At 64.2% G+C, this 16,920-nt stretch carries 16 protein-coding genes; 3 read left to right on the top strand and 13 right to left on the bottom strand.

All coding sequences use genetic code 11. The features are described from left to right. Nucleotides 1-90: 90 nt before the first annotated feature. From H2O77_RS04275 to H2O77_RS04250, 6 genes are all read right to left on the bottom strand, one after another. Nucleotides 91-828, bottom strand: coding sequence for an S-methyl-5'-thioinosine phosphorylase (locus H2O77_RS04275; RefSeq protein WP_054555021.1), 738 nt, complete (start codon nt 826-828; stop codon nt 91-93). Nucleotides 829-1,050: 222 nt separating this feature from the next. Further along, nucleotides 1,051-1,632 carry a hypoxanthine-guanine phosphoribosyltransferase gene (locus H2O77_RS04270; RefSeq protein ID WP_043331927.1) on the bottom strand — a complete coding sequence of 194 codons (582 nt, stop codon included), beginning with the start codon at nt 1,630-1,632 and terminating at the stop codon, nt 1,051-1,053. Beyond that, on the bottom strand, nt 1,613-2,959 hold the full coding sequence (locus tag H2O77_RS04265; protein ID WP_240548709.1) for a mechanosensitive ion channel family protein: 1,347 nt from the start codon (nt 2,957-2,959) through the stop codon (nt 1,613-1,615). Before H2O77_RS04265 ends, H2O77_RS04270 begins: the two co-directional genes overlap by 20 nt. Nucleotides 2,960-3,007: 48 nt before the next feature. Next, complete coding sequence (nagZ, locus tag H2O77_RS04260) at nt 3,008-4,153, bottom strand: beta-N-acetylhexosaminidase (protein ID WP_215823983.1); 1,146 nt, start codon at nt 4,151-4,153, stop codon at nt 3,008-3,010. Nucleotides 4,154-4,412: 259 nt separating this feature from the next. Beyond that, the gene (locus H2O77_RS04255) at nt 4,413-4,955 is read right to left on the bottom strand and encodes a L,D-transpeptidase (RefSeq protein ID WP_215823982.1); all 543 of its coding nucleotides are present in this window, start codon (nt 4,953-4,955) and stop codon (nt 4,413-4,415) included. Next, entirely contained in the window at nt 4,955-5,632 is a 678-nt protein-coding gene (locus tag H2O77_RS04250; RefSeq protein ID WP_215823981.1) for a TetR/AcrR family transcriptional regulator, read from the bottom strand. The genes H2O77_RS04255 and H2O77_RS04250 overlap by 1 nt, the downstream gene beginning before the upstream one ends. Nucleotides 5,633-6,240: 608 nt before the next feature. Between H2O77_RS04250 and lexA the strand changes: the two genes are divergently transcribed. Beyond that, entirely contained in the window at nt 6,241-6,870 is a 630-nt protein-coding gene (gene lexA / locus H2O77_RS04245) for a transcriptional repressor LexA (RefSeq protein ID WP_166019261.1), read from the top strand. Nucleotides 6,871-7,016: 146 nt separating this feature from the next. On the opposite strand, the gene H2O77_RS04240 is transcribed toward lexA, so the two are convergent. The 3 genes from H2O77_RS04240 to topA all read right to left on the bottom strand — a co-directional run bounded on the left by H2O77_RS04240 (nt 7,017) and on the right by topA (nt 10,630). Then, nucleotides 7,017-7,256 carry a hypothetical protein gene (locus tag H2O77_RS04240; RefSeq protein WP_052384340.1) on the bottom strand — a complete coding sequence of 80 codons (240 nt, stop codon included), beginning with the start codon at nt 7,254-7,256 and terminating at the stop codon, nt 7,017-7,019. A gap of 252 nt (nt 7,257-7,508) precedes the next feature. Beyond that, the gene (locus H2O77_RS04235) at nt 7,509-7,988 is read right to left on the bottom strand and encodes a DUF6586 family protein (protein WP_215823980.1); all 480 of its coding nucleotides are present in this window, start codon (nt 7,986-7,988) and stop codon (nt 7,509-7,511) included. Continuing rightward, entirely contained in the window at nt 7,988-10,630 is a 2,643-nt protein-coding gene (gene topA, locus H2O77_RS04230) for a type I DNA topoisomerase (RefSeq protein ID WP_107335351.1), read from the bottom strand. The genes H2O77_RS04235 and topA overlap by 1 nt, the downstream gene beginning before the upstream one ends. 772 nt (nt 10,631-11,402) lie before the next feature. Between topA and pyk the strand changes: the two genes are divergently transcribed. Beyond that, entirely contained in the window at nt 11,403-12,872 is a 1,470-nt protein-coding gene (gene pyk / locus H2O77_RS04225; RefSeq protein ID WP_043331933.1) for a pyruvate kinase, read from the top strand. A 79-nt stretch (nt 12,873-12,951) separates the two neighbouring features. After that, nucleotides 12,952-13,425, top strand: coding sequence for a methylglyoxal synthase (locus tag H2O77_RS04220; protein WP_043331935.1), 474 nt, complete (start codon nt 12,952-12,954; stop codon nt 13,423-13,425). 257 nt (nt 13,426-13,682) lie between these two features. Here the strand turns inward: H2O77_RS04220 and H2O77_RS04215 are convergent, their stop codons facing one another. From H2O77_RS04215 to gloA, 4 genes are all read right to left on the bottom strand, one after another. Next, nucleotides 13,683-14,537, bottom strand: coding sequence for an isochorismatase family protein (locus tag H2O77_RS04215; protein WP_215823979.1), 855 nt, complete (start codon nt 14,535-14,537; stop codon nt 13,683-13,685). 63 nt (nt 14,538-14,600) lie between these two features. Further along, a complete protein-coding gene (locus H2O77_RS04210) occupies nt 14,601-15,308 on the bottom strand; it encodes a prephenate dehydratase domain-containing protein (RefSeq protein WP_215823978.1) in 708 nt (235 codons plus the stop codon). A 95-nt stretch (nt 15,309-15,403) separates the two neighbouring features. After that, entirely contained in the window at nt 15,404-16,156 is a 753-nt protein-coding gene (locus H2O77_RS04205) for an SDR family oxidoreductase (protein ID WP_240548708.1), read from the bottom strand. Nucleotides 16,157-16,368: 212 nt separating this feature from the next. Then, complete coding sequence (gene gloA, locus H2O77_RS04200) at nt 16,369-16,920, bottom strand: lactoylglutathione lyase (RefSeq protein WP_215823976.1); 552 nt, start codon at nt 16,918-16,920, stop codon at nt 16,369-16,371.

Here is a 16,920-nt window from a genome sequence, read left to right as displayed (position 1 = left end):
TACACCCTCTACACCCTCTACACGCCCTCCCTACACCACCGCCTACCTACAACCACAGCCTCCCCCACTCTCCTCCTGAGGTCAGGCAGCTCAGGCACGGCGTGCCAACAGCGTCGCCAACAAGCGCTGCACCCTGGGCATGCCGGCCTCGATCACGGATTCCGTGCCCGCGCGGGTCGGCTCCTCTTCGCCGACGCCTGCGGCATGGCTGATCACCAGACACAGGCTTGCGTATTCCATCTCGAGCTCGCGGGCCAGCACGGCCTCGGGCATGCCCGTCATGCCGACCAGCGTATTGCCATCACGCGCCATCAGGCGGATCTCGGCGGCCGTCTCCAGCCGCGGCCCCTGCACCACGCCCAGCACCCCGCCGGCCGTGAGGGGCAGCCCCGCCTCGGCGGCCGCCGCATGCAGCTCCTCACGCCAGACCCGATGATACGGCCAGGCGAACGACACATGCTGGAATGGCTTGAAACGCCCATCGAAGAACGAACCCTCGCGGCCGGTGGTGTAATCGATCAGCTGGTCCGGCACCACCAGCGTGCCCGGGGCCAGCGTCGGGTCGATGCCGGACACACAGTTGACTCCCACCACATGGGTCGCGCCCGCCTGCTTGAGCGCCCACAGATTGGCGCGATAGTTGATGCGATGCGGCGGCACCTTGTGCGGTTGGCCATGACGGGCCAGAAACAGCAGCGACTGACCATTCAGTCGCCCTTCCACGACGCCACAGGAGGCCGCCCCCAGGGGCGTTTCCTGCCCGCCGCGCCTGAGCACTTCCATGCCTGCCCAACTGCCGAACCCCGTCCCACCGATCACCGCCAGCATCGCCCGCCTCCTTGCCACCCATGTGCAGGAATCTCTCGGGACCGGACACTCCGATCCTCAGCGAACGCTACTCCGAGCCAACCGGCGACGACAAGCACAATCGTCACGCTCTGCGCCAGGAGAACAGAAAAGGCCCCGAAAACGACACCACCCGCCGCGGTTGCCCGGGCGGGTGGTGAACGAGTGTCATATCGCGGGATGGCGGCTGCCATCCAGCAAATCTTACAGGCCCTTGGGCGCGTAGATGCCCGGCGCGTTACGCCAGTAGCCCTTGTAGTCCATGCCGAAGCCGAACAGGAAGCGGTCTTCGACGTCGAGACCACAGAAATCGGCCTTGAAGCCCGGGTAGGCCTTGCGGTCATGCTTCTTGTCGACCAGCACACAGCTGGACACGCTGCGCGCACCGGCTTCACGGCAGTACTCGAGGATCGCGGCCAGGGTGCCACCCTCATCGAGGATGTCATCGACGATCACCACGTCGCGACCGGCCATCGGCAGCTCCGGGTTGACGCGCCAGAACAGCTCGCCGCCGCGCATCGCGCCACGGTAGCGAGTGGCGTGCAGATAATCGACTTCCAGCGGGAAGTCGAGGCGGGTCAGCAGCTGGCCGGCGGTGATCAGGCCGCCGTTCATCACGCAATAGAAGATCGGCATGCGATCGCCGAGGCGTTCCGTCAGCTCAACGGCCATGCGGTCGAGTGCCACTTCAAGGTCAGCTTGCGGGATCAGGCAATCGGCGTTGTCCATCACCTCACGCATTTCGTCATGCAGGGCGGTGAGGGTCTCAGGCGTCGGAGTCAGCATCGGGAGTTTCCTGGGTGTCACTGGCCTCATCTCCACGCCGGACGGGCGCAGAGGAGGATGTAGCAGCGGCGGTTGAATCAGAACGGCGGCGGGACCCGCGCGTCTGCGTGTCTGATGACGCCGCGGCATTCTCAGCCTCGGCGTCGTGTTCATGGTGGCGTCCTTCGAGGGACAGTACATCGGCAAAATGCAGACGCTGGCCAGGCAGCGCCACCTGGGCATCATGCTCACGGATGATGTCGTGCACCCTGAGCAGGACATCCTGCTTGATCGCGTGGTACTTCACCCAGTCGGTGGTGCGCGTGAAGACATAGACGAAGAAGTTCAGCGAATGCTCACCGTAGGTGGTGAAGTTCACGATCTGGGTGCGCGTCTGGTCGATCTCGTCATGGCCTTCCAGCATCTCGCGTACCGCAGCAACGATGGGGCCGACCTGGGCGGCATCCTCATAGCGCAGCCCCACGGTCTCGAAGATGCGGCGATTGTACATGCGCGACGGATTCTCCACCGAGATGCTGGTGAAGATGGCGTTCGGCACGTAGAGGGGCCGCATGTCGAAGGTGCGGATGCGCGTCAGGCGCCAACCGATATCCTCGACGGTGCCCTCGATCTCGCGGTCCGGTGAGCGGATCCAGTCGCCGACCTTGAAGGGCCGATCGAGATGGATCATCAGGGCACCGAAGAAGTTGGCCAGCAGATCCCGCGCCGCAAAGCCGACCGCGATACCGCCGACACCCCCGAAGGCCAGCACCCCGGACAGCGAGACGCCGAGATTCTGCAGGATGGCCAGCCCCACCAGCACGACCACGACCGCCCGCAGCAGCTTGCTGATCGCCGAGGCCGTGGTGGCATCCATCGCGTTGACGTTGGTGCCGGGCGGCGGCATGGTGCGCAGCGCCTCGAAGCGCTTGACCATGCGGATCAACGCCCAGGCTAGTGCCAGCAGGGTCACGATCTGGCGCGCCGTGCCCAGGTACTTCTCGGCCCCGCCGAGGCTGAACTGGCCGGCGATGATGCCGAGCGCCAGCAACACCCCCATGCTGTAGAGCCAGAATGACAAGGGATGACGCAGGCCATGCACCAGGGCGTCATCCCACAGGTTGCGACTCTTCTCGGCATGCGTCGCCAGGCGGCTGAGCACCACTCGCTCGATGAGGTGCAGCAACAGCACCGCCAGCAGCAGCAGAGCGAGATTGATGCCCCACAGCGGCAGACCAAAGGTCTGCTCGACCCAGTGGCGCAGCGGCTCGACCCATTGATTGATCATCTCTTCGGCAGGCGCTGCCAGCTTGTCGGCAGCAGCCTCGGTGGCGGATTGCTCAGCCATGGGGATTCCTTGCCAGTCTTCGACTCGAAAGAGGCACCGCGTGCCTGATTATTGCGCGCTACCGGACTCAGAGGCCGACCGTGCGTCAGACGCCTCGGCAGCGCCTAGCGTGCCCGAGGGCATGGCAGCCTGCTGTGATGCCTGACTGGCCGCCATCGATTCGAGGCGCGCGTGGGTGCGCCGCCAGCGCGCCAGCCCCACCAGACCATCAAGCGTCGGGCGAGCTCGCGCATAGCGCAGCCGCGCCTGGCGCTTGCCACGGTGGCGCTGCTCATCGTCATCGAGGCTGTCGAGCACTTCGCGCGCGGCAACCGGGTCATTGCAGACCAGCGCCATGTCACAGCCGGCGTCCAGCGCCAGGCGCGCACGCTCTGCCGGGCCGCCTTCCGCGACGGCCGCCGCCATGCCGAGGTCATCGGAGAAGATGGCGCCCTTGAAGCCGAACTCTTCGCGCAGCAGGCCCAACCAGCTGGGCGAGAAGCCCGCGGGGCGTGCATCGAAATCCGGATAGATCACATGCGCCGGCATCACGCCGCCCAGACGCTCGGCGAGGGCCGCGAAGGGCTTGAGGTCATGCTCGCGCAGCTCGCGGAACGGCCGCGGATCGACCACGCGCTCCAGATGGGTATCTGCCGAGATGCCACCATGCCCCGGGTAGTGCTTGCCGACGGCGGACATGCCCGCTTCCTGCAGCCCGTCGATGAAGGCGCCGCCCACCGCGATGACGTCTTCCGGCGTGGCGCCGAAGCTGCGATCGCCAATGATGGTCGAGCCCGCCACATCGATATCGAGTACCGGCGCAAAGGTGATATCACAGCCGATGGCTGCCATTTCCATGCCCAGCAACCAGCCGGCATCGCGCGCCAGCCCCAGACCCACGGCCTGGGCGTCTTCGCCGCAACCATCACAGTCACGCCCGAGACAGCACTGTGCCAGGCTGCGCATCGATGGCAGGCGTGTCACGCCCTCGCGCAGACGCTGGACGCGCCCGCCTTCCTGATCGATGGCGATCAGCAGGTGGGGATTGACGCTGCGAATCTCGCGGCTCAGCTCCAGCACCTGCTCGGGAGAGGCGCAGTTGCGCGCAAACAGGATGACGCCCCCGACGGCAGGGCGTGCCAGCAGTTCACGTTCGTCGCGGGCGAGGGTCAGCCCCGCAACATCGACCATTACGGAGCCCAGTGGCTGTGTCATGTCATCCTTCCTGTCCATGGCCTGCGGCAGTGATGTCCCGTGAAGAGAGGAATCACGACCGCCAGGACTTCATGTCTTGTACGGGGCTCGGCAGCCTGGAAGAAACGTGATGAATCAGGCTGCCAGCGCGAGGAAAGGCGCAATTCTAGCCGACTGAACCCCCATCGAACAGTCGCGGCCAGCTGCGCCCCGGCAAGGGGCTGTCACGCAGATTCCTGTGACAGCTCATGGAGGGTATCAGACTCGGATACCAACGCCTTCAGGCATGCAGCAGCACCGGAGTGCCGGGCACAGCCTCGGCAAAGAGTCGCAGCAGGTCGTCATCACGCAAGCGAATGCAGCCGTGGGACGCCACTACCCCCATGGGCTCCGTGCTGGGCGTGCCATGAAAATAGATGTAGCGACGCAGGCTATCGACCCGCTCGCCGCGGGCATTGCGACCACGATTGACGCCGGGCTCGCGGCCGCTGAGCCACAGAATGCGCGTCAGGATCCAGTCACGCTCAGGATGCTCTAAGGCAAGCTCGGGCGTGAACACCTCGCCCGTGAAGCGCCGGCCGCGATAGACGGCGCCACACGGATTGCCCGCCCCGATGGCGGCACGAATCACATGCCAGCCGGTTGGCGTGCAACCGCTGCCGTCGAGCTCGCCGATACCGTTGAGGCCGCTGGAGATCGCGCAGGCGTGCACCAGCGCGTCAGGGTCAGCCGCGGGGGGCGGCGTATCACGACTGCCACTCGGCGCGTCACTACGTATCTCAAGGCTCTGGCGCGAGAGGTCCACCGCTACCCAGCAGGCCATCAGCTGGCCGCCTGGGTGACCGCCTCACCATCCCCGAGCGAGGCCGGCAGCGGCGCTGCCATTGCCGCGACCACCACCGGACGCATGTGCTGGATCAGCTCGCGCACCGTGGTGTGATGGCCGTACTCGGCCTCCTCGATATCGCGCAGCGCATCCAGGCCCGAGAAGGTGAAGATCACGCTGCCGAGCATGAAGTGCAGACGCCAGAAGCGCTCGTTGTCCGGCAGATTAGGCGTCGCCAGCTTCAGAAGCTCGGCGAAGCGGCTGAAGACCGTGCCGTAATGCTCGCGGATATAGCGTCGCATGTGGCCCTGCCCCTGGGTATAGGCCAGCCCGAGCAGGCGCATGAAGGTACGCAGGCTGTTGCGCTCGGCCGGCACCTCCAGCACGGTACGCGCCATCACCTCCAGCAGGACCTCCAGCGGCACCTGACGCCCGGCGTATTGCTGCTCGACGCTGTCGAGTGCCGCGTGGAAACGCTCACTGAAAGGGTCGAGATAGCGCGCGAAGACCGCCTGGATCAGCGATTTCTTGGAGCCGAAGTGGTAGTTCACCGCCGCCAGATTGACCTTGGCCTTGCTGGTGATGTTGCGCAGTGAGGTCTCGGCGAAGCCGCGCTCGGCGAACAGCACCTCGGCAGTATCGAGGATGCGGGTAACGGTATCGGTCTGGGCCATGGGCGGAACCCTTGTCAGGTAGAAAAGGACTGGAGTCGTAGGTCACGGCGCAAGCCCCGCGCGGCGACTCTCTCATGAGGTGGTGCAGGTTCACCGCAAGGCGCGTTCGATCATGGCACCCGTGAGCACCGCCATCGGCGAACATTCGTTTGAAACACCTTGATTCTAGCGCGCCATGCCATGACTGACAATTCTCTCGCGTTTCAAACGCCAGAGGTTTAGCCAAGCCTGATATTCCCTCAACGCTGACCGAGCCGATTCAAGGGCTCGTCATGCTCGGTGACTGACCACCCCGCCAGAGCCAGGCCGGGTTCATCTCCAGGCATTCATCTCCAGGCATTCATCTCCAGGCATTCATCTCCAGGCATTCATCTCCAGGCATTCATCTCTAGGCATTCACCTCCAGACATTCCCTTCAAGAAAGAATGCCTCGGATATCGGCAGGAAAAGTCGCCAGACAGCGATATCCCGGCGACTACCTGCCCTTTGAGGCCACCACGCAAGCCACGATGCCTTGCATGACCGCCATGACTGGATACAATGACAGTTGTATGGATGCACACCCCGTGCCGTCAGCTCAAGATGCCGCCCAGGCCAAAGGCAATGCCATGACCCAGCCGCTTACTCCGCGCCAGCAGGATGTCTTCGACTTCATCATCAAGACCATCAAGTCCTCTGGCTACCCGCCGACGCGGGCCGAAATCGCCCAGGCGCTGGGCTTCCGCTCGCCGAATGCCGCCGAGGAGCATCTGCGTGCCCTCAAGCGCAAGGGCGCCATCGAGATGGTGCCGGGCACCTCACGCGGCATTCGCGTGCCGTCGCTGGCTGACGTCGACGACAGCGCCAACGATGGCCTGCCGGTGATCGGGGAAGTGGCCGCCGGCAGCCCGATTCTTGCCAGCGAGCATATCGACCGTCATTGTCCGCTACCGAGCGACTACTTCTCGCCGGCTGCCGACTACCTGCTGCGTGTGCGCGGCGTGTCGATGAAGGACGTGGGGATTCTGGAAGGCGACCTGTTGGCCGTGCACCGCACCACCAGCGTGCGTGACGGCCAGATCGTGGTGGCACGTCTGGGGGATGAGGTCACCGTCAAGCGCTTCCGCCGTGACGGGCACTACGTGTGGCTGGAAGCCGAGAACGAGGACTTCTCGCCGATCAAGGTCGACCTGCGCACGGACAGCCTGGAGATCGAAGGTCTCGGGGTGGGCGTCATCCGCGATGGCGGCCTGCACTGAGGCTTTGACCAGCAGCGCTTTGAGCAACGAGCTATGCCCAGCAGCACCTTTCTCGCAGAGCTCTGAGCAACAGAAAAGCCGCACGCATTGCACAAAAAAACCCGCCTCGAGGCGGGTTTTTTTGTGCGCGAAGCGCGAGCGATGAATCAGTGCACGATGCCTTCTGACTGCTCGTCCTCGTCTTCTTCGCCATCCCAGAGGCGAGTCCGGGTGATGGCGTGGTCGATCATCTCACGCGCGACCTCGAAACGATTGTCACGCAGCAGATCGGCGGCCTCGTCCGAAATGCGAATGCTGAGCAGCGGCTCACCTTCGCTTTCCGCGGCGCGCAGAATCACTTCACCATCTTCCATTTGCACAATTTCAAGTACGGCGGGATCGGACACGTCATTCCTCCTGCACGGCATCTCGCGAGATACCGGCGTCGTTGTAATCGTCAGCGCGACGGCTGGCAAGCCCGGCACCGCGTTGCCATCAGCGACGCAGAAAAAAGTACGACCACAGCCAGAGCCATGGTCGTACCGGAGAATGCAGGGCTTGCCACAATGCGATCAGTCTAGCACCCGTGAAGGCGAAACGTCACCCGATTGCCATGCGCCAGTCATCACCAGCGTGCAGCACCAGATCAACGCCTTGACCTACCACTCGACACTCGACTCGCGCAGCTGCGGCAGCAGCGCCTTGAATGCCGTGATGGCGGCGCTGAGACGCTCGGCCAGCGAGGCGCGCGAGGCTGCCGCGATGATCAGACCATCACCACGCGAACGCGATTCCTCGCGGCGAGCGACGCCGCCCTCTTCATGCAGGCGGGTCACATCCGCGACCAGCTCAGACAACCAGCTGTCGGGGCGCTCCAGCAGGCTGCGCAGCTGCTCGACCTCGGCGATGGGCGTCGGCGGCGACGCCAGGCGCTCGCGCCAGCTACCCTGCGGCCAGCGCGCCGTCACGGCACATTCTTCCAGCAATGACGCCAGCGCCAGCTCCAGCAGGGCGAGCGCGCCCTCTTCACCGGCCATGCGACGCGCCACGGCATGCTCATCGTCGCCAGAGGCTGCTGACTGGGCCAGCAGCAACTCGGCCTGATACAGCAGCTGATTGGTACGGGCACGCTGGCTCATCAGCTCTTGGCTCCCTTGCGCTTGTCCTCGACGACCCAGCGGCCGTTGTCGTAGGTCGCCTTCCAACCGGTCGCCTTGCCTTCCTCATCGGTCATGACGTACTGAGCCTTGACCTTGCGCGAGAAGCGAATCTGCGCCGGACGTCCGTCCGGGTCCTGATCCGGGGCCTCGAGAATGAAGTGATACTTCTCCGGCAGCTCGTCGGCATGCGCCTTGAGCTCCTTGACCAGCGGCGGACGCGTCTCGCGATTCTTGGGGAACTGACTGGCCGCCAGGAACAGGCCACTGGCGCCATCGCGCAGCACGTAGTGGTCCTCGACCTTGACGCAGGCAAGTTCCGGCATCGGAATCGGGTCCATCTTCGGCGGCGCCACTTCACCGGACTTGAGCAGCTTGCGGGTGTTCTTGCAATTCTCGTTGGTGCAGCCGAAGTACTTGCCGAAACGCCCGGTCTTGAGCTGCATGTCGGAGCCGCACTTGTCGCACTCGATCACCGGGCCATCGTAGCCCTTGATGCGGAACTGACCTTCCTCGACCTCGTGGCCGACACAGTCCGGGCTATTGCCGCAGACGTGCAGCTTGCGCTGCTCATCGATCAGGTAGCTGTCCATCGCGGTGGCGCAGATCGGGCAGCGACGCTTGGCGCGCAGCGCATCCGTCTCGGCATCTTCACCGGCATCGGCCGCCACGGCTTCATCGCCCGGCAGCAGATCGATGGTGGTCTTGCAGCGCTCCTTGGGTGGCAGGTTGTAGCCGGAACAGCCCAGGAAGACCCCGGTAGAGGCGGTACGAATCTGCATCTCACGGCCACAGGTCGGGCAGGCGATGTCCGTCGGCACCGGCTGGTTGGGACGCATGCCCTCTTCGGACTGGGCGTGGTCCAGCTCGGCCTTGAACTCGGCGTAGAAGGTGTCCAGCAGCTCGCGCCAGTTGCGCCCGCCATTGGCCACCTCATCGAGATAGTCTTCCATGCGCGCCGTGAAGCCGAAGTCCATCAGGTCCTTGAAGGACTCGCTGAGGCGATCGGTAACGATGTCGCCCAGCTTCTCGGCATAGAAGCGACGGTTTTCCAGCGCCACGTAGCCACGGTCCTGGATGGTGGAGATGATGGCGGCATAGGTGGACGGACGACCGATACCGCGCTTCTCCAGCTCCTTGACCAGGCTGGCCTCGGTGTAACGCGCCGTGGGCTTGGTGAAGTGCTGCAGCGGCTGCAGCTCGACCAGGTCCAGCTTCTCGCCGATGGCGAGGTCCGGAAGCGACTGGTCCTCTTCCTTCTTGCCCATCGGCTTCATGACACGCGTGTAGCCGTCGAACTTGAGCACACGGCCCTTGGCGCGCAGCTCGTAGCCATCCACTTCGATGGTCAGCGTGGAGGACAGGTATTCGGCCGGCAGCATCTGACAGGCGACGAACTGACGCCAGATCAGCTCATACAGACGCTCGGCGTCACGCTCCATGCCGGCGAGATCGGTGGCGCGGCGCGACACTTCGGAAGGACGAATCGCTTCGTGCGCTTCCTGGGCGCCTTCCTTGCTGGAGTAGACGTTGGCCGCTTCCGGCAGGTAGTTGCTGCCGTATTCTTCGCTGATGAAGTCGCGCGCCGTGGCGACCGCGTCCGCCGACAGATTGGTCGAGTCGGTACGCATGTAGGTGATGTAACCCGCCTCGTAGAGACGCTGGGCCATCATCATGGTCTTCTTGACCGAGAAGCCGAGACGACCACTGGCCGCCTGCTGCAGGGTCGAGGTGATGAACGGCGCGTTCGGCTTGGAGCGCGTCGGCTTGTCTTCACGATTGGTGATCGCGAGCTTGGCCGTGCGCAGCGCCGCGATGCGGTCCATCGTCTCCTTCTCGCTGGTCGGACGGAAGGCCTTGCCATCCTGACGCGCCAGCTCGAAACGGATCGCTTCACCACTGGCGGCGGCCAGCTCAGCGTGGACATCCCAGAACTCTTCGGGGATGAAGGCGCGGATCTCGCGCTCACGCTCGACGATCAGACGCACGGCAACCGACTGCACACGCCCGGCGGACAGGCCACGAGCGACCTTGGCCCACAGCAGCGGCGAGACCATGAAGCCGACGACGCGATCCAGATAGCGGCGTGCCTGCTGGGCATGCACGCGGTCCATCTTCAGCTCGCCCGGCTCATCGAAGGCCGCCGTGATCGCCTTCTTGGTGATCTCGTTGAACACTACGCGCTTGTAACGCGAATCGTCGCCACCGATGGTCTCGCGCAGGTGCCAGGCGATCGCCTCACCTTCGCGGTCCAGATCCGTCGCGAGATAGATGGTGTCGGCTTTCTCGGCCAGACGCGTCAGCTCGGAAACGACCTTTTCCTTGCCGGGCAGGATCTCGTAATGCGCCTCCCAGCCATTCTCCGGGTCGACCCCCATGCGGCGGATCAACTGGGTCTTGGCCTTCTGCGCCTTGTGAGCCGCCTTGACCTCGGGCGACATCTTGCGAGTCTCCGCCGCCTGACGGGCACGTTCCTTGGGGTCGGTGGCCTGCTTGCCGCTACCGCTGGTCGGCAGGTCGCGGATGTGCCCGACACTCGACTTCACCACGAAGTCGTTGCCGAGATACTTGTTGATGGTCTTGGCCTTGGCGGGCGACTCGACGATCACCAGTGACTTGCCCATGGTTGCTCGCATCTCCTGGCCGGCGCTGATTGCGCCGGCGAATGACTCGTCGCGCTGGGTTTTGTCCCAGCCGAAAAATGCGCCTACCCTACCCCAGCATTTCAGCGCTGACCAGCAATGTTGAGACTGACGCCTCGACAGGGCGGCTCGACAGGTCGCCTCTGCGCCAGCCTCGAGACATGCCCTGCCACCCGCCATGTCAGCATGCGGCTTGCGCCGAATGACATCGACAGCCGTCAGGCATGTGGTCGTGGCAATCCGGCATCCGAGCCGGGTTTGAGCATAGGTCATCAGCGCATGGCAGCGGTCAACGGGCCCGATACACGGGGCCGGTGCACGGTCTGCGCTGGGCCGATGAGCGGAAATTTCGCTCAGCAGGGTATTGCCACTATATAGGTAGCACTGGAATGGCTGTCAGTGAAAGCCAGCCGGCGGACATTGGCGTGACGGGGCGGTCACCACGACGTTGCCGCAGAGAACATGCGACGCCTGGCCGTCAGGCGTCGAAATGACGGGCCGCGCCCGCATGGCGTAGCGCGGCATACCCTCACGCCCCAGCAGACGTCCGCGTACCCGCGACAACGTATTCGCAACAATCGCTCGGCATACTTCACGTCACCCCTTGCAGTCCCGATCGTGATCACGAGAATGAACAACGACAGCCGACGATACTCGACAGGCTCCCTTTCAGCCTTCAATGTAGTAAAATGACAACAACCTGGTTTGCGTTTTCAGCCAGTCCATCACGCCAGTGTTCAAGGAGTATGCTTTCATGCCGCACGCGTTCAACGGCCCGATCCGCCGCACCAAGATTGTCGCCACTCTCGGCCCTGCCAGTGACAAGCCGGGTGTGCTCGACGCGATGATTCGTGCCGGAGTCGATGTGGTACGCCTCAACTTCTCCCACGGTAGCCCCGAAGATCACCGCATGCGCGCCGAGGCCGTACGTCAGGCTGCCGCCGCACAGGGCCGCAGCGTCGCCGTACTGGGCGACCTGCAGGGTCCGAAGATCCGCATCGCGCGCTTCAAGGATACCGCCGTCAAGCTGAGCGAAGGCCAGCCGTTCATCCTCGATATCGGCCTGGGCCGTGATGAAGGTACCGTCGAGCGTGTCGGCTGTGACTACCAGGAACTGGCCGATGACGTGGTCGCGGGCGACGTGCTGCTGCTCGACGATGGCCGTGTGGTACTTGAGGTCAATGAGCTCAAGGGCAACGAGATCCACACCACCGTCAAGGTCGGCGGCAAGCTGTCCAACAACAAGGGCATCAACAAGCAAGGCGGCGGCCTGTCTGCCGAAGCCCTGACCGACAAGGACAAGGCTGACCTGAAGACCGCCATCGATATCGGCGTCGACTATCTGGCCGTGTCCTTCCCGCGCAGCGGCGCCGACATGCAGCTGGCCCGTGAACTGCTGGGCGAGGAAGGTCGTGACATCGGCCTGATCGCCAAGGTCGAACGCGCCGAAGCCGTGGCCGACGACGCCGTGCTGGATGGCATCATCCTCGCCAGTGAAGGCGTGATGGTGGCGCGTGGCGATCTGGGCGTCGAGATTGGCGATGCTCAGCTGATCGGCGTGCAGAAGCGCATGATCCGCCGCGCGCGCAGCCTCAACCGCGTGGTCATCACGGCCACCCAGATGATGGAATCCATGATCAGCGCGCCGCTGCCGACCCGCGCCGAAGTCTTCGACGTCGCCAATGCCGTGCTCGACGGCACCGACGCCGTGATGCTGTCGGCCGAGACCGCCGCCGGCGACTTCCCGGTCGAGACCATCGAGACCATGGATCGCGTCTGCCTGGGCGCCGAACGTGAGCGTGCCGCGCAGGAATCCCAGCACCGCATCCACGAAGGCTTCAGCAAGACCGATGAGACCATCGCGCTGTCCGCGATGTATGCCGCCAACCACCTGACCGGTGTCGTGGCCATCGTGTGCATGACGGAATCCGGCTATACCCCGCTGATCGCCTCGCGCATCCGCTCCGGTCTGCCCATCGTCGGCCTGGCGCAGGACCAGAAGACCCAGCGTCGCATGGCCCTCTACCGCGGTGTGGTGTCACTGCCCTTCGATTCCAGCGAATTGCCGGCGGCGGAAATCAATCGTCGCGCCATCGCGGAGCTGGAAGCCCGTGGCATCGCGACTCGCGGTGACCTGGTGATCCTGACCCGTGGCGACCAGATGAACGCACATGGCGGCACCAACACCATGAAGATCGTCACTGTCGGCAGCACCATCGACTGATCGGCCTCGCTGGCCTCCCGCCCCGGGCCTTTCGAGGCGGGAGGCCAGCGACATTGCCCCATCCTCAGGAGGTCAGGGAATGAGCGAACAACGACCCAAGCGCCAGGCACGGCGCACCCTGCCAGCACGCAAGCGCATTGCGCTGGTGGCGCACGATGGCAAGAAGGATGAAATGCTGGCGTGGGCCAATCGCTGGCGCGATGAGCTGTCCCGCCACCAGCTGCTGGGCACGGGCACGACTGCCCGCCGCATCAGCAAGGAGCTGGGCCTCGAGGTCGAGAGCCTGCTGAGCGGCCCGCTGGGCGGTGATCAGCAGATCGGCGCGCGCATCGCCGAAGGCAATCTGGACCTGCTGGTCTTCCTGTGGGACCCGTTCGCGCCGATGCCGCATGATCCTGACGTCAAGGCGCTGCTGCGCCTGGCGGCATTGTGGAACGTGCCGGTCGCCAGCAATGCGGCCAGCGCGGACTTCCTCTTCCACTCGAAGTTGATCTCCGAGGAAGTCGAAGTCGCCGTGCCCGACGCCAACGACTGGGTCAGCACCCGCGCCTGAATGACGCTGGCTGTCGCCCCATGAAAACGCCGCCTGCTCGCAAGAGAGGCGGCGTTTTCATGGCCAGATGTTGTAATCAAACTACCTTTTGCGCAGACGAGCAGTATTGCCTGCGCGGCAGGTGGCGAAATTGCTGCCTTCCTGCCACCACCCCTGCTCTTCCTCTCTCTTCAATTACTCTCTAATCGTCTACCCCTCTCTCCGGCGACGCTACGAGAGACGCAGCTCAATCCATGACAGCAGCTCACGACATCTGCTCAAGAAGTCAGCTCAAGCTGACTGGCGATCACCGCACCACGCGCCGCCATGCAGTAAAGTCCGATGTGATGACTGTCTGCCTGGGGATGCGTCGCCGTATCGGGGAGCCCCAGCTGCTCAACCACTTCGGCCGGCAGATCGTAGGTGGCACAGCCGGGCTCCAGCACCACGATGTCACGCACCTTGCCCAGCAGGCCGTGATTGCGCGCCGACAGCAACGTCAATACCAGATCCATCACGCAGATATCGGTGCAGATGCCTACCACGACCAAGGTTTCCAGCCCTTCGTCGCTCACCCACTCCTGCAGCGCATTGACCTGGGTATGGGGATCAATCGCGCCGACATAGCCATTGATGCAGTCCTTGCGCACCAGCGTGGCCTGCGGCTCCTCCTCCAGCCAGGCAAGTTCCGCCACCAGCTCATCCTCGCCGCTGCCCTGCTCACAATGGGCGGGATAAGGCGGCTCCGGCTTGCCCGGCGCATGAGAATCAATGAAGGCCAGCAAGGGACGCTTGCGCTCACTGAAGGTTCGCGCCAGAGCATCGCTGAGGGCAATCATCCTGCTGACCTGGGCATTGGGCGTCTGAGGCGCCAGCGCACCGCCTGCGACCTGACAGAAGCCGTTGATCTCATCGACGATGATCAGCCCGGCCGTCGGCAGCGAGACCGGCACCACGGCCGGCCGCACCGGCAGGCGGGCATCAAGCTCGCCGGGGGTCTTCCACTCGGCGGGAGTGGCAGGAATGCGTTGCACCACGCAGGACGCCGCGACATCGGATGAAGTCGCGGCGTCCTGCGTCTCTGATGTAGGGGATACGGAGGGTGCGGATGAGCGCTGGTCGGAAGACACCATACAAAAGGCCTCTGATGACGAATGGCCTTCAGCATAACGGAACTCAGGGCCGAGCGGCGACCCTCACCCGGTGGGCTCGCTGGTACCGGACAGCACGGCGTTGCCCGGCCCTTCATCCACCGTGGCATCACAGGAAAAGCACTGGCCGCGCACCCGCGAGTGATCACGCCTCAGCACCGCGAATTGCGCCACACGGCCGGGGTCATCCTCGATGCGCTGGGCGAGGCACACAAGCCCCGGGCGACGCGCCAGCGATGGCGGCGCGATGGCCAGCGTATCGCTGCGACTCTCTGCCATGTCCAGCGCATCCGCCATGTGCAGACACTCCACCCGCTCGACCTCCGGCAGGTTCTGCTGCAGCCAGGCATCGCACTCTTCGAACAGGGCCTCCCGTGCCACGATACGCCTCACCGCCGACGGCGAAGCCCCGGGCGGCCCGAGCAGACTGAGACTGATGGCTCGGAAGACGCGCCGCTCGACGCAGATGCCCGTCCAGAAGGCCAGCGCCTGATGCGTGGTGCGCACCGGACGCTGATGCCCACGCGACCAGGGCACCACGGCGGTATCGATCTCGCCTTCCGCCAGCGCCCTGATGACCTCATCGATGCCTGCGTAAGCCTTGAGCTGGGCGTCGTTGGCATAGAGCTTGAGCGCGCACTCGCGCGAGTAACCCCCAAGGTGCCCGGGATAGCCCACGCGCAAACCATCGGGAGCCGGGATCACGCCCTGCGGCGAGATATCGCCGTGGACTTCGCTAGCTGTCACCTTCATACCAGCCCCTCATGCCAATGTCTGAACAAACCTCATCCTGACAACAGCATAGCCGCAAACATGGGCGGTGTTAGGCAAAACCCACCTCGGTGACCTCAGGCAAAGCCGCCATTGGCACCGATGACCTGGCCACTCACCCAGCCGGCATCTTCGCTGGCAAGCCAGGCCACGACGGCTGCGACATCCTGCGGGTCCGCAATGCGCCCCAGCGCCGCCATGCCCTTGAGGCGCTCGATGGTCTCTTCACTCTTGCCGTGACGAAACAGGCCGGTGTCCGTCGGGCCCGGTGCCACGGCATTGACCGTGATGCCTCGCTCGCCGACTTCCTTGGCCAGCACCCGCGTCAGCTGGTCCACTGCGGCCTTGGAAGCCGCATAGGGCCCGTAGGTCGCGAACATCTGCCGCGTCACCGAGGTGGACATGTTGATCACGCGCCCGCCATCACGCAGATGCCGCGCCGCCTCACGCATCAGATTGAAGGAACCGGTCAGATTGGCCTGCATCAGGTTGGCGAAGTCGTCATCCGTGAAATCGGCGATGGGCTTGTAGATGCTCATGCCGGCATTGTTGACCAGGATATCCACGCCGCCGTACACGCGCTGGGCTTCGGTGAACAATTGTGCCGCGTCGCTGCTGACACCGACATCGGCCTGAACGGCGATCGCCTTGCCGCCCCGCGACTCGATATCCGTCACGACCTGCAAGGCGCCATCACTGTCGCTGCGATAGTTGACGATGACGTGAGCGCCGTCCGCCGCCAGGCGCTGCGCGATCCCGGCGCCGATCCCGCGTGAAGACCCACTGACTACCGCCACCTTGCCGCTCAACCGCTGTGCATTCTCCGACATAGCTGTCTCCTCTTTCGTCATGGGCGATCGACCTCAAGGGCCGTCCATCTCAAGGGCGATCAATAATGAGCGCCTTGCGAGTGTCAGTCAGACATCATCATTGCAGCAAGCGAATGCCGCTGACACCCCTGCAACGCGGGGTTTCGCATAAACGAAAAACCGCCACCCCGGGCATGCCGGTGGTGGCGGTTGTTTTACAGCGGCGGCCTGCCTCAGGCTTCGCCGTTGGCCTGACGCTCGAAGGTATCGGCACGCAGGATCTCGATCCAGTAGCCATCGGGGTCCTTCACGAAGGCCAGACCCTTCATCTTGCCATCGTCGGGACGCTTGACGAACTCGACGCCCAGCGACTCGAAACGCTCGGCAGCCGCGTAGACATCCGGCACGCTGACCCCGATATGGCCGAAGCCCTGCGGCTGGGCGTTGCCGTCATGGTAGGCGAAGTCCGGGTCATTCTCGGTGCCCCAGTTATGGGTCAGCTCCAGCATCGCCTCACGCCCGAAGGTGTAGGTGGTGCGCTTCAGGTCATCACCGGGCACTTCACTGGCCTGGTCGTCATCCAGATAGGCGAGGAAATAGAGGCTGAACTGCATTTCCGGGAAGTCGAGCTTGCGCACCAGACGCATGCCCAGCACGCGGGTGTAGAAATCCAGGCTGCGCTCGGGGTCCTTGATGCGCAGCATGGTCTGGTTGAAGACGTAACCACGGGTGGCCGGGTCGATCTGCTCACTCAGGCCGGGAGCCTGCTCGAAATGTGTTGCCAT

It is taken from the genome of Cobetia sp. 4B (assembly GCF_018831605.1).
GTDB lineage: Bacteria > Pseudomonadota > Gammaproteobacteria > Pseudomonadales > Halomonadaceae > Cobetia > Cobetia amphilecti.
Note: the sequence above shows the minus strand (reverse complement) of the source record. Positions and strands in the feature narration are given on the sequence as shown.